This is a genomic window from Pseudomonas sp. HN2, assembly GCF_020736465.1.
Lineage (GTDB): Bacteria > Pseudomonadota > Gammaproteobacteria > Pseudomonadales > Pseudomonadaceae > Aquipseudomonas > Aquipseudomonas moraviensis_A.
In genome coordinates, this window is the sequence record NZ_CP085885.1 from 5066643 (window position 1) to 5079403 (window position 12761).

10 protein-coding genes, 1 tRNA gene and 1 pseudogene are annotated in these 12761 nt (G+C 60.4%); 7 read left to right on the forward strand and 5 right to left on the reverse strand.

Translation table 11 applies throughout. The features are described from left to right. The first annotated feature begins 29 nt into the window (after positions 1-29). From LIS66_RS22415 to ychF, 4 genes are all read left to right on the forward strand, one after another. Positions 30-971 (forward strand): ribose-phosphate pyrophosphokinase, encoded by a 942-nt coding sequence (locus LIS66_RS22415; protein ID WP_003171603.1) that lies wholly within the window; start codon positions 30-32, stop codon positions 969-971. A gap of 141 nt (positions 972-1112) precedes the next feature. Then, the gene (locus LIS66_RS22420) at positions 1113-1715 is read left to right on the forward strand and encodes a 50S ribosomal protein L25/general stress protein Ctc (protein ID WP_064362118.1); all 603 of its coding nucleotides are present in this window, start codon (positions 1113-1115) and stop codon (positions 1713-1715) included. Positions 1716-1886: 171 nt separating this feature from the next. Further along, complete coding sequence (pth, locus tag LIS66_RS22425) at positions 1887-2471, forward strand: aminoacyl-tRNA hydrolase (protein WP_042609697.1); 585 nt, start codon at positions 1887-1889, stop codon at positions 2469-2471. A gap of 22 nt (positions 2472-2493) precedes the next feature. Further along, positions 2494-3594 (forward strand): redox-regulated ATPase YchF, encoded by a 1101-nt coding sequence (ychF, locus tag LIS66_RS22430; RefSeq protein WP_016773202.1) that lies wholly within the window; start codon positions 2494-2496, stop codon positions 3592-3594. A 187-nt stretch (positions 3595-3781) separates the two neighbouring features. On the opposite strand, the gene LIS66_RS22435 is transcribed toward ychF, so the two are convergent. Next, positions 3782-4999, reverse strand: coding sequence for an MFS transporter (locus tag LIS66_RS22435; protein ID WP_042609695.1), 1218 nt, complete (start codon positions 4997-4999; stop codon positions 3782-3784). A 436-nt stretch (positions 5000-5435) separates the two neighbouring features. Between LIS66_RS22435 and LIS66_RS22440 the strand changes: the two genes are divergently transcribed. From LIS66_RS22440 to ggt, 3 genes are all read left to right on the forward strand, one after another. Further along, complete coding sequence (locus LIS66_RS22440) at positions 5436-7493, forward strand: methyl-accepting chemotaxis protein (RefSeq protein ID WP_227973066.1); 2058 nt, start codon at positions 5436-5438, stop codon at positions 7491-7493. Positions 7494-7608: 115 nt separating this feature from the next. Beyond that, positions 7609-7685: transfer RNA gene (locus tag LIS66_RS22445), tRNA-Met, on the forward strand. 296 nt (positions 7686-7981) lie between these two features. Continuing rightward, positions 7982-9814, forward strand: coding sequence for a gamma-glutamyltransferase (gene ggt / locus LIS66_RS22450; RefSeq protein ID WP_227973067.1), 1833 nt, complete (start codon positions 7982-7984; stop codon positions 9812-9814). A gap of 71 nt (positions 9815-9885) precedes the next feature. Here ggt and LIS66_RS22455 read toward each other — a convergent pair whose 3' ends face one another. The 4 genes and pseudogenes from LIS66_RS22455 to LIS66_RS28070 form a co-directional block, all read right to left on the reverse strand. Next, a complete protein-coding gene (locus tag LIS66_RS22455) occupies positions 9886-10518 on the reverse strand; it encodes a LysE family translocator (RefSeq protein ID WP_227973068.1) in 633 nt (210 codons plus the stop codon). Positions 10519-10591: 73 nt separating this feature from the next. Next, a complete protein-coding gene (locus LIS66_RS22460) occupies positions 10592-11191 on the reverse strand; it encodes a flavin reductase family protein (protein ID WP_042609691.1) in 600 nt (199 codons plus the stop codon). A 172-nt stretch (positions 11192-11363) separates the two neighbouring features. Then, the gene (locus LIS66_RS28065) at positions 11364-11972 is read right to left on the reverse strand and encodes a methyl-accepting chemotaxis protein (RefSeq protein WP_376779079.1); all 609 of its coding nucleotides are present in this window, start codon (positions 11970-11972) and stop codon (positions 11364-11366) included. Further along, positions 11952-12725 (reverse strand): annotated as a pseudogene (locus LIS66_RS28070) (PAS domain-containing protein); the annotation flags it as partial. The gene LIS66_RS28065 and the pseudogene LIS66_RS28070, both read right to left, overlap by 21 nt. Positions 12726-12761 lie beyond the last annotated feature (36 nt).

A 12761-nucleotide genomic window follows, 5' to 3' on the forward strand; every position in this document is an offset into this window, starting at 1 on the left:
AGGTTACCCTCAGCCTCTAGGTACTGCGCGTGTCCAAGATGATGGTCTTTACGGGGAATGCCAACCCCGATCTGGCTCGGCGTGTCGTACGTCAGCTGCATATCCCTCTCGGTGACATCTCTGTCGGCAAGTTTTCCGACGGCGAAATCACAGCCGAGATCAATGAAAACGTTCGCGGTAAAGACGTCTTCATTATTCAGCCGACCTGCGCTCCGACCAACGATAACCTGATGGAACTGGTAGTGATGGCTGACGCCTTCCGCCGCTCCTCGGCTACTCGTATCACTGCTGTTATTCCTTATTTTGGTTATGCCCGTCAGGATCGCCGTCCGCGTTCCGCACGTGTGGCCATCAGCGCGAAAGTCGTCGCTGACATGCTTACCGTAGTCGGCATCGACCGTGTTCTCACGGTTGATCTGCATGCTGACCAGATTCAGGGCTTCTTCGATATTCCGGTAGATAACATCTACGGCTCCCCGGTTCTGGTGGATGACATTGAAGATCAGCGCTTCGAAAACCTGATGATCGTGTCCCCGGACATTGGTGGCGTCGTGCGTGCACGGGCCGTTGCCAAATCCCTGGGCGTCGATCTCGGGATCATCGACAAACGCCGTGAGAAAGCCAATCACTCTGAAGTGATGCATATCATCGGTGATGTCGAAGGGCGTACCTGTATTCTCGTCGATGACATGGTCGATACCGCCGGCACCCTGTGCCACGCGGCCAAGGCCCTGAAAGAGCATGGCGCAGCCAAGGTCTTTGCCTACTGCACACACCCTGTGCTGTCGGGTCGGGCCATCGAGAATATCGAAAATTCCGTGCTGGACGAGCTGGTGGTCACTAACACCATCCCGCTGTCCGCTGCAGCACAAGCCTGTGCACGTATCCGTCAACTGGATATCGCACCGGTTGTTGCCGAAGCGGTTCGCCGCATCAGCAATGAAGAATCGATCAGCGCGATGTTCCGTTAAGGGCCCTGCCCTTCACGAAATGTCTCGTTGACGAAAAGCGCCCCGCCCCGGCATTCCTGTCGGGGCGGGGCTTTTTTGCCCATACCGTGTTCGGCGCTGGTCGCAAACGCCACTCGGTCATGGCTATTTTGGAGATACAAAATGAACGATTTTACTCTGAATGCTGAAGTGCGTTCCGACCTGGGGAAAGGTGCGAGCCGCCGCCTGCGTCGTCTCGCAAGCCTGGTTCCAGCTGTAGTTTACGGTGGCGACAAAGCCCCTGAATCCATCAGCATGCTGGCCAAGGAAGTTGCCAAACTGCTCGAAAACGAAGCGGCTTACAGCCACATCATCGAGCTGAACGTTGGTGGCACCAAGCAGAACGTCATCATCAAGGCTCTGCAGCGTCACCCGGCCAAAGGCCACGTGATGCACGCTGACTTCGTACGCGTTGTTGCCGGCCAGAAACTGACCGCCATCGTGCCTGTGCACTTTGTTGGCGAAGAAGCTCCGGTCAAGAAAGGCGGCGAAGTCTCGCACGTTATTGCCGAGATCGAAGTTTCCTGCCTGCCAAAAGATCTGCCTGAGTTCATCGAAGTCGACCTGTCGAAAGCAGAAATCGGCACCATCATCCACCTGTCGGACCTCAAAGCTCCTAAAGGTGTTGAGTTCGTTGCTCTGGCACACGGCGATGACAAGGCTGTTGCCAACGTCCACGCTCCACGTGTTGCTCCAGAAGCTACCGAAGAAGGCGCAGCAGAGTAATTCACTCTGTCATGCCTGAGTGAGCAAGTAACATCGCGGACTGGAACGTAGCGAGAAAGCGGGCGAGAACGCGGAGTTTACATCCATGGTAAATGAGCATTTTTCGTCCACTTTCGCCGCTTTCCCTGATCGCGGCGATGTTACTCACCACTCAAAGGAAGGGCCCCTATCGTGACTGCCATCAAACTGATCGTTGGCCTGGGAAATCCAGGCGCCGAATACGACCAGACCCGGCATAACGCAGGGGCCCTTTTTGTTGAGCGCATCGCCCACGCACAGAATGTGAATCTCGTGGCCGATCGCAAATATTTCGGCCTGACCGGGCGCTATTCGCATCAGGGTCAGGATGTTCGTCTGCTGATTCCCACCACCTATATGAACCGCAGCGGCCAGGCCGTGGCGGCACTCGCCGGTTTCTTCCGCATCCAGCCTGAAGAAATCCTCGTGGCGCATGACGAACTCGACCTGCCTCCGGGCGTTGCCAAGCTCAAGCAGGGCGGCGGCCATGGCGGTCACAACGGGTTGCGCGACATCATTGCGCAACTGGGCAATCAGAATACGTTCTACCGCCTGCGGCTTGGCATTGGCCACCCGGGCGTCGCCAGTATGGTTTCAAATTTCGTCCTGGGTCGTGCGCCACGCGCCGAACAGGAAAAACTCGATGCCAGCATCGACTTTGCCCTCGGCGTGCTGCCGGATATCCTCGCCGGGGAATGGAACCGCGCGATGAAAAACCTGCACAGCCAGAAGGCCTGACTTTTACCCGAGGGGAAACACCATGGGATTCAATTGCGGCATCGTCGGCCTGCCTAACGTCGGCAAGTCCACCCTGTTCAACGCCCTGACCAAATCCGGTATCGCGGCGGAGAACTTCCCCTTCTGCACCATCGAGCCGAACAGCGGCATCGTGCCGATGCCGGATCCGCGTCTGGAAGCTTTGGCGGCCATCGTCAATCCGAAGCGCATCCTGCCGACCACCATGGAATTCGTCGACATCGCCGGCCTCGTTGCCGGTGCCTCGAAAGGTGAAGGCCTGGGCAACAAGTTCCTCGCCAACATCCGCGAGACTGACGCGATCGCTCACGTCGTGCGCTGCTTCGAAGACGACAACGTGATCCACGTGTCCAACAGCGTCGACCCGAAACGCGACATCGAAATCATCGACCTGGAACTGATCTTCGCCGACCTCGACAGCTGCGAGAAGCAACTGCAGAAAGTCGCGCGCAACGCCAAGGGTGGTGACAAGGACGCCGTGGTTCAGAAGGCTCTGCTCGAGCAACTGATCGCGCACTTCACCGAAGCCAAGCCGGCGCGCAGCCTGATGAAGAACATGAGCGCGGATGAAAAAGCCGTGATCAAGGGCTTCCACCTGCTGACCACCAAACCGGTCATGTACATCGCCAACGTCGCTGAAGACGGTTTCGAGAACAACCCGCACCTGGACGTGGTAAAGGCCATCGCCGAAGAAGAAGGCGCCATGGTCGTTCCGGTGTGCAACAAGATCGAAGCGGAAATCGCCGAGCTCGATGACGGCGAAGAGAAGGACATGTTCCTCGAGGCCCTGGGCCTGGAAGAGCCTGGCCTGAACCGCGTGATCCGCGCCGGCTACGAAATGCTCCACCTGCAGACCTACTTCACCGCCGGTGTCGAAGAAGTCCGCGCGTGGACCGTCAAGGTCGGCGCCACCGCACCACAGGCCGCTGGCGTGATTCACACCGACTTCGAAAAAGGCTTCATCCGCGCCGAGGTGATCGCCTACAACGACTTCATCCAGTACAAGGGCGAAGCCGGTGCCAAAGAAGCCGGCAAATGGCGCCTGGAAGGCAAGGACTACATCGTCAAGGACGGCGACGTGATGCACTTCCGCTTCAACGTCTAAGCAACAGCCGCACACGAAAAAGCCGCGTTTGATACGCGGCTTTTTTGTGCCTGAAATATTTTCCGCCACACCACCAATCCCCTGTAGGAGTGAGCCTGCTCGCGATAGCGGAGTGTCAGTCAATTCAACCGTAACTGACACACCACCATCGCGAGCAGGCTCACTCCTACAATGGGAAATGTGTGAATCAGTGCTTTTTGGTACGCGGCAAGAAGATCGCCAACACACCAAACAACGGCAGGAACGAGCACAGGAAATACACATACTCAATCCCGTGCACATCCGCCAGATGCCCGAGCAGCGCCGCGCCAATCCCGCCGAAACCAAACATCAGGCCGAAGAAAATCCCGGCAATCATCCCGACATTGCCCGGCACCAGTTCCTGCGCGTACACCACGATCGCCGAGAATGCCGAGGCCAGAATGAAGCCGATCACCACGCTGAGAATACTGGTCCAGAACAGATCGACATGCGGCAGGATCAGGGTGAAAGGCGCGACGCCGAGGATGGAAAACCAGATCACTGCCTTGCGCCCGATCTTGTCGCCAATCGGTCCGCCGAAGAACGTCCCCGCCGCCACTGCGCCCAAGAAGAGGAACAGGTGCAATTGCGAGCTGGCCACCGACAGGTCGAACTTTTCGATCAGGTAGAAGGTGAAGTAGCTGGTGAAGCTGGCCATGTAGAAATACTTGGAGAACACCAGCAGCCCCAGCACCACCAGCGCACTGGTCACCCTGCCCTTCGACAAGCCATGCGTTGCCGCTTGACCGGCCTTGAGCTTGAACAGGTTCAGGTGGTTGGCGTACCAACGGCTGATGCGGTACAGCACGAACAGCGCAAACACCGCGAACAGACCGAACCACGCCACATTGCCCTGGCCGAACGGAATGATGATCGCCGCCGCCAACAAAGGGCCGAACGCGGAACCGGCATTGCCGCCGACCTGGAACGTCGATTGCGCCAGACCAAAGCGCCCGCCCGAGGCCAGCCGCGCAACCCGCGAGGCTTCCGGGTGAAAGGTCGATGAGCCAATGCCGATCAGCGCCGCTGCCAGCAGAATCAATGGGAAGCTGCCGACCACCGACATCATCAGAATGCCGATCAAGGTACACACGGTCCCCGCCGGCAAAAGCCACGGTTTCGGGTGGCGATCAGTGTGATAACCGACCCACGGCTGCAACAGCGACGCGGTCAACTGGAAGGTCAAGGTGATCAGGCCGACTTGGGTGAACGTCAGGCCATAGTTCGCCTTGAGCATCGGGTAGATCGACGGCAGTACCGACTGGATCAGGTCGTTGATCAAATGCGCCAGCGCCACCGCGCCAATGATGCGCATCACCAGTGGACTGCTTTGAGGAGCAGCGGTCGCCGAGGCAGCGGCGTTCTGAACGTTGCTGATAGCCATGGAAAATTCCGGACAGCAGATGGGTGCCCGCAGGCAGGTGCGTCAATGTGCCATTTTTCGGTGCGTAAGCGCTATCCCCTTAGCCAGCTAACTAAGTGATTGACGACTGGTCACCGTGTAGGAGCTGCCGAAGGCTGCGATCTTTTGATCTTGCTTTTAACAATCAAAGGCAAAAGATCGCAGCCTTCGGCAGCTCCTGCAGGGGGCCGTTCAAGGAGAAAGTGATAGCGCAACGCCATGGTCTGAATCTTGCCTTGCTTCTACCCTTGAACACGATCGCCTTACAAAGGCGCTCGACAATGGGAAGTTTCGCTACAGAGCCGGCCTACAGAGCCGGCGAGGGTGAACTTTCGAGGCCTTTTAGAGGGCACGGGTCGCGGCGCAAAAGCTCGCGATGCACGCCAATGGTGCGTGGTGTCCAGAGGAGTCATGAGGCATGCAGGCTTTCCTTTCACCGGGGATCAAATTGCTGGGGCGGTTTGGCTTCGCTGGTAAGTTCCAGTTGTTGTTTCTGCTGTTCATTCTGCCGTTGGCCGGCAGCCTGTTGATGATCGGCCATGACTATCGCGAGAAGCTCAACCTGATCGCCGGCGAGCGTACCGGCGTGGGTCAATTGCTTGCGCTGGATGCGCTGGACAACCTGCTCGCCGCTCAACGTGACCGCGCCGCCCGCTGGCGCGCCACCGAGACCAACCGTCAGCCGACACCGGCCACCCTCGCCGCAATGGCAGCATTCGACGGCGTGCAACCGGCGGTACTGCAAGCCACCACGGAGCTGGGCAATGCGCTGAATCAGCAAGGCGCCGAGGGTCAAATTCTCGCTCGCTACCAAGCATTGCAAACCGCGCTCAATGGCCTGGACTCGAAAAGCCTCAGCAGCGTCGGTTGGTGGCCGGACGGTTACGACCGTTTCACCAATGCCCTGGGCGCGCTGCAAGCGTTGCGCGAGCAGATCGTCATGGACAATCGCCTAACCCTCGCGCCGTGGCTGGAAACCTACCTGCTGACGCAGATTTCCACGCAGCACGCGCCGGACCTGATCGAGCGGGTCGGGCGTCTCGCGGCGGTCGGTCAGGCCTCAGTCGTCTCCGGCCAGTTCACCCTGCAGAGCCGCCTGCAGTTGCGCGACCTGCGCAGCCGCATCGGCGACGCCCGCGAGCAACTGGTGAAAACCGCCGGCCTGCTGGAGGCGCGTCTGCCAGTCGAGCTGCAAGCCTGGGCTGGCCAGTATCACGACAGCCTGAAACATCTCGACGGCGGCCTGAAAGTCCTCGACGACGGCGTTTTCGGCGGCAGCATCAACCTCAAGCCGGAAGACTTCGAACGCAGCCTCGACGCGTTGCTCAGCGACCTCGCCTCGCTGCGCCAGCAGTCGCTGGTGGCGCTGGATCAACGGCTCGATGCCTATTACAGCTCGGCGATCCGCCAGTTCATCGTTGTCGCGGCAATTTTCGGATGCCTGCTGTTGGCGGCGCTGTACCTGTTCGTCTGCCTGCAAGCCTCGATCCGCCGCAGCGCCAGCGGCATCACCCTGCTCGCCGAAGCTTTGCGCGACGGCAACCTGAGCCTGCAAGTGCCGGTGGTGGGCCGCGATGAGCTGGCGGCGATCAGCACCGCGCTCAACGTCGCCGTGGTGCAACTGCGCAGCAGCATGCTCGGCGTCGACCACGAGACCTCGCAGCTGAGCAACGCGGTGCGTAGCCTCAACCAACACTCCAGCGGCGCCCTAGGTGAAGTCGAGGCGCAGCAGTTGCAGATCAGCCAGATCGCCGCTGCCGCCACGCAATTGGCCGCCACCTCGCAAGGCGTCGCGCAGAGTTGCGAACAGGCCTCCGGCAGCGCCCAGCACACCCGGCGCATCGCCGCCGACAGCAGCCGCGACAGCCAGCGCACCACGGCAAGCATTCAGCAACTCAATCAGCGGCTGAACGACACCGCCGCCGCGCTCGGCCGGGTCAGCGAGCAAGGCCAGCAGATTCAACTGGTGGTCGACACCATCCGTGGCGTCGCCGAGCAGACCAACCTGCTCGCACTCAATGCTGCCATCGAAGCCGCCCGCGCCGGGGAACAGGGTCGCGGTTTTGCCGTGGTCGCTGACGAGGTGCGCAGCCTCTCGCAACGCACGCAATCGTCCACCGCGCAAATCGCCGGCACCGTCGACAGCCTGCGCGCCACGGTCAACGAGGCCGTGAGCCTGATGGAGGCCGCCTGCGGCCAGGCTCAGTCGGATGCCGAAGCGGTCACCGGACTCGGCGAACGCCTGGGCGAAATCGCCAGCGCCGTTCAAAGCGTCACCGACACCCTGACGCAGATCGCCACGGCGGTTGAAGAACAGGCCACCACCGCCGATGAAGTCAGCGGCAATATTCAGCAAGTCGATCAGGCAGCGATGCGTTTGCTTGAAGGCGCACGCGCGGTGAACCTCGCGGCGGATACCTTGAGCCAGGGCAGCGATGCCCTGAGCGCCAATACCGCCAGATTCCAGCTACGCTGACGCCCTCCCCGCCCCCGATTTTCGGGGCCCGAGGATAAGCGGTTGAAAACAGGAAGAAATATTTTCGATTTACGCTTGACGCTTTGCCATTTCAGGGGAATAATGCGCGCCACTTGGCTACATAGCTCAGTTGGTTAGAGCATAGCATTCATAATGCTGGGGTCCGGGGTTCAAGTCCCTGTGTAGCCACCAAGTACTAAAAACGGCTTACCGAAAGGTAGGCCGTTTTTTTATGCCTTGAGAAAAGTTGCGCTTTGCTTCACTCGTAAACTACCGCTTACCTCAGCGGATCAATGGCGCGCATCCCAACAGAAAAACTCCGCGGGGATCGCTTTCGCGAGCAGGCTCGCTCCCACAAGGGCATCGTTTTCGGCCAATCGATTGGCGCCGCCGCTGAGCGGGGGGCAGTAATCCCCACCCGGTTTGCACACCGCCGGCCCGCTCGATAAAGTCCCCTAGACTTTTACCCCCACGGACGGAGAGCCCGCGTGTTTCCAACCCAGCCCTTGAGCCGCTTTCGCCTGCCAGCCCTGACACTGCTTGTCAGCGCCCTGACCCTCACCGCATGCAACGCCCCGCCCTCTTCTTCCTTGCCGCTGGCACCGGAAGCCGCTTCCGGTTACCGCACCGATCTGCAAACCCATCACGCCGATAAACACATGGCCGCTGCTGCCAATCCGCTGGCGGCTGAAGCCGGGCGGGAAATGTTGCGTCAGGGTGGTTCGGCGATTGATGCGGCGATTGCGATGCAGGCGGTGTTGACGCTGGTTGAGCCGCAGTCTTCCGGGATCGGTGGCGGGGCGATGATTGTGTTGTGGGATGGCAAGCAGGTGCGCACCTATGACGGCCGCGAAACGGCGCCTGCCGGGGCGACCGAGAAGCTGTTCCTGAAGGCTGATGGTAAACCGATGGCCTTCACGCAAGCGCAAATCGGCGGGCGCTCGGTCGGTACGCCTGGGGTGTTGCGCGCGCTGGAACTGGCGCACCGACAACATGGTCGCCTGCCGTGGGCGAAGTTGTTTGAGCCGGCGATCGAACTGGCCGAGCAAGGCTTTGCGATTTCCCCGCGCCTGCATTCGCTGCTGACCGCCGACCCACTAATACGCCAGTCGCCAGACATGGCCGCGTACTTTCTCAATGACGATGACAGCGTCAAAGCTGTCGGCACGCGCCTGCAGAACCCGAAGTTGGCCGCCGTGCTCCAACGCATCGCCAGCGAAGGGGCCGACGCGCTGTACAAAGGCCCGATCGCCGAAGAAATTGTCGCCAAGGTTCAACAGCACGCCAACCCAGGCAGCCTGTCGCTCAGCGATTTGCAGCGCTATCAGGCCAAGGAACGCGCGCCGCTGTGTACCGACTACAAGCGTTGGCAGGTCTGCGGCATGCCGCCACCGTCGTCGGGCGGGATTGCCGTGGCACAGATTCTCGGCACGTTGCAGGCGCTGGAGACTCGCGACCCACGCCTGTCGCTGACTCCACTCAAACCAGTGAACACCAATAGGCCGGCCGGCATGGAACCGGCGCCGCAAGCGGTGCACCTGATCGCCGAGGCTGAACGTCTGGCCTATGCCGATCGCGCGCAATACGTGGCCGACACCGACTTCGTCCCGGTGCCGGTCAAAGGTCTGCTCGATCCTGCCTACCTGGCCAGCCGCGCCAGCCTGATCGGCGAGCGCAGCATGGGCAGCGCCAAACCGGGCACACCGCCGGGCGTGCAGGTTGCCTATGCACCGGACCGCTCGCCGTTACGGATCTCCACCTCGCAAGTGGTGGCGGTGGATGACCTCGGCGGCGCCGTGTCGATGACCACCACCATCGAAGCCGCGTTCGGCTCGCACCTGATGGTTCAGGGTTTTCTGCTGAACAACCAGATGACCGACTTCTCGTTCATCCCCGAAGAGAACGGGCAGAAAGTCGCCAACCGCGTCGAACCGGGGAAACGCCCACGCTCGTCGATGGCGCCGACGCTGATCTTTGATCGCAACACTGGCGAATTTGTCGCCACGGTCGGCTCCCCCGGCGGCTCGCAAATCATCGAATACGTTGCGAAAACCACCATCGGCCTGCTCGACTGGAACCTCGATGCACAAAGTGCGATCAACCTGCCCAACTTCGGCAGCCGCAACGGCCCGACCGAACTGGAACAGGGACAGTTCAGCCCGGCGCTGATTCAGGCACTCAAGGACAAGGGCCACGCGGTCAGCGAAATCGACATGACCAGCGGCACCCAGGCGATCGTGCGGGTGAAGGATGCGCAAGGCAAAGCGACGTTGACGGGGGGAGCCGATCCTCGGCGTGAGGGAGAAGCGTTGGGGGATTGAGTATTACGAAGTGGGGAGAAAAGGCTTACCGGGAGGTAAGTTTTTTCTCCTCACGGCTACTGTCTTATCGATCAGCGATTCGCCACCAAATGCACCCCAAACAGCAAATAGCACCCACCTGCCAACCGATCCAGCCACTGGCGTGACCGCTCGTAGACACCGGCAACCCGACGGCTGGCGAAGAACAGGGCGACGCTGCAATACCAGCTGAACGACAGCGTGGCCATGGTCATCACGGCCAGCGCCAGCAGGAGCGGCGGTACGTGGGCCGGCATGGCGGTGGCGAAGATGGTGGCGACGAACAGTGCCGATTTCGGGTTGGTCATGTTGCCGAGGAAACCGCGAGCGTAGACGCCGAAATAAGTCTGCCGGGGCGCAGCAGGTGCACCGGGGGCAACCATAGCCTTGCGCTTGAATTGCTTCACTCCCAGATAAATCAGGTAGCAACCGCCGGCAATCTTGAATCCCAGATAGAGGGTCGGCGCGGCGCTGAACAGCGTCTTGATTCCCAAGCCACCGGCAAGGCCCCACAGCACCGTGCCGGTGGCCACGCCCAGCGCAGCCACCACGCCATGTCGGCGCGAGTGACTGGCCGCGAGTTGCGCGATGTTGAAGAAATTCGGCCCGGGCGTGACCACCGCCACTGTCCACAACAGCGTAAGCGACAGCAAAGGGGCCAGATATCCGGCAACAGAAACGTCCATGAGCGTTGCGCCTGTCAGGTGAAATGAGACGTCTACCTTGCTACATCCGCTGACGGTTTTCCATCAACACCCGTTAAACCGCAAGCGTCTTGCCGTCCACTCCATCCCCAATCTTCAGGAAATGCCCACCCGCCACATGATGCAGCGTGCGCAATCCATCCTGCCCCTCGAAATGCCAGCGGCCATCGCTGAACACACGCTCGTCCGCCTGGGCGGCGATGACTTCGGCGAGAAACAGATCATATTGCTCATGATTGCGCGGCTCCGGCAGCAGGCGGCATTCGAGCCAGGCGACACAGCCTTCCAGCAACGGCGCTTCAATGTGTTCGCCGGCGAAGGTGTGCAGGCCATACGCCTGAAATTTATCTCGTCCTTGGTCTCGGTTGATTTCCAGGCCGGACGTGTTGCCGACGGTTTGCACGATATCGGCCTGATTGACGCACGGCACGTTCAGCACAAAGGTGCCGGAGGCTTCGAGCAATTGGCGGGTCCAGGTGGATTTGTCGAGGACGACGGCGACTTTCGGCGGTTCGAAATCCAGCGGCATGGCCCAGGCGGCGGCCATGATATTGCGTTGCCCGTCGTGAGCGGCACTGACGAGAACGGTCGGCCCGTGATTGAGCAGGCGATAGGCTTTGTTCAGGGGTACCGGACGGCGGTGGGAGTCGCTCATGGGGATCTGCTCCGGGGGAAAAGGAGCCGATTGTAGCGTTGTCACTGGAGAATCACAGAACCTGTAGGAGTGAGCCAGCTCGCGATAACGGTCTGCCAGTCAACATCAATGTTGAATGTCAGACCGCTGTCGCGAGCAGGCTCACTCCTACAAGGGAACGATCAGTGCGGTGTCAGTGGGAGAGCTGATTGGCAAACTGCCCCACCGCATCCACCACTTTCTGCGCACCGTCCTGAATCTCAACGATCACCGTGCCCGCCTCCGCTGCCAGTGCCAGGCCTTGTTCAGCCTGAAGCTTGCCGTCGGTCATCAATGCCACCGCGCTGCGGGCCATTTCCTGGTTCTGCCGCACCACGCCGACGATTTCATCGGTTGCCTGGCTGGTGCGCGAGGCCAGTTGCCGGACTTCGTCCGCGACCACGGCAAATCCGCGGCCCTGTTCGCCGGCACGGGCGGCTTCGATCGCGGCGTTGAGCGCCAGCAGGTTGGTCTGTTCGGCAATGCCGCTGATGGTTTTGACGATGGTGCCGATCACCAGCGACTGCTCGTTCAGCGCCTCGATCCCTTCACCGGCCGCTTGCATGTGCCGTGACAGGTCACGCATTACGTTCACCGCTTCGGTGACCACCGTGGTGCCGCGTTGCGCGGTGCTATCGGTTTGTTGCGAAGTGCTGTAAGCAATGCTCGCTGCGTCGGCAACCGCTTGCTCGCGGTTGACCTGATCGGTGATCACCGTGGCGAACTTCACCACTTTGTACAGTTTGTCGTTGGCATCGACCACCGGGTTGTAGGACGCCTCAAGCCACACCGTACGACCATGGCTGTCGATCCGCTTGAAGCGGCCTGCGACGAACTCACCGCTGTTCAGGCGCCGCCAGAAATTCTGGTATTCGGCGCTGTTGTACTCTTCCGGGGCGCAGAACGTGCGGTGATGTTTGCCTTTGATCTGCGCCAGGCTGTAACCCATGCCGTTTAGAAAGCGATCATTGGCGCTGAGCACATTGCCGCTGAGGTCGAACTCGATCACGGCAGTGGAACGCACCAGCGCGCCGATCAGGTTTTCATGCTCGCGTGAGGCTTCGATGGTGCGGGTGAGGTCGCTGGCGTAGAAGGAGATGTGTCTGATCCGGCCATCGGAGGCGAGTACCGGTTGCACGATCGAACGCAGCCACGCCTCGCCACCATTGCCGCGCAACAGGCGCACGGCGCCGGCGAAATGCTCGCCGCGGCTCATCGAGTTCTTGAAGCGCTGGTGGAATTCGTCGGTTTTGACGTGAGCCGGCACGATGTCTTCGATCGCCCGGCCGATCAAATCCTGGCTCTTGTAGAACATTTCATTGAGGAAGTTCTGGTTGACCGAACGAATCCGCCCGTCGGGCTCAAGGGTCAGCGCGAGCATTTCGCTTTCCAGGCTTTCCTTCACTTGTACAAGGCTGGAGAGTTCTTCACGGAGAGCGGCCAGCTCTTGCTTCAAGCGAGTATTGAACATGGGAAAGCACCGATGGCAGGTAGTAAGCGGATACAACCTAGCCATCGGCCTGGCGGAGTTTTTCTGAAGCGGGCTCAAGAC

Excerpts from the sequence above, each read along its gene's own strand:
- LIS66_RS22420 (WP_064362118.1), top strand. The coding sequence starts at position 1,113 with ATGAACGATTTTACTCTGAATGCTGAAGTGCGTTCCGACCTGGGGAAA.
- ychF (WP_016773202.1), top strand. The coding sequence starts at position 2,494 with ATGGGATTCAATTGCGGCATCGTCGGCCTGCCTAACGTCGGCAAGTCC.
- LIS66_RS22435 (WP_042609695.1), bottom strand. The coding sequence starts at position 4,999 with ATGGCTATCAGCAACGTTCAGAACGCCGCTGCCTCGGCGACCGCTGCT.
- LIS66_RS22440 (WP_227973066.1), top strand. The coding sequence starts at position 5,436 with ATGCAGGCTTTCCTTTCACCGGGGATCAAATTGCTGGGGCGGTTTGGC.
- LIS66_RS22455 (WP_227973068.1), bottom strand. The coding sequence starts at position 10,518 with ATGGACGTTTCTGTTGCCGGATATCTGGCCCCTTTGCTGTCGCTTACG.
- LIS66_RS22460 (WP_042609691.1), bottom strand. The coding sequence starts at position 11,191 with ATGAGCGACTCCCACCGCCGTCCGGTACCCCTGAACAAAGCCTATCGC.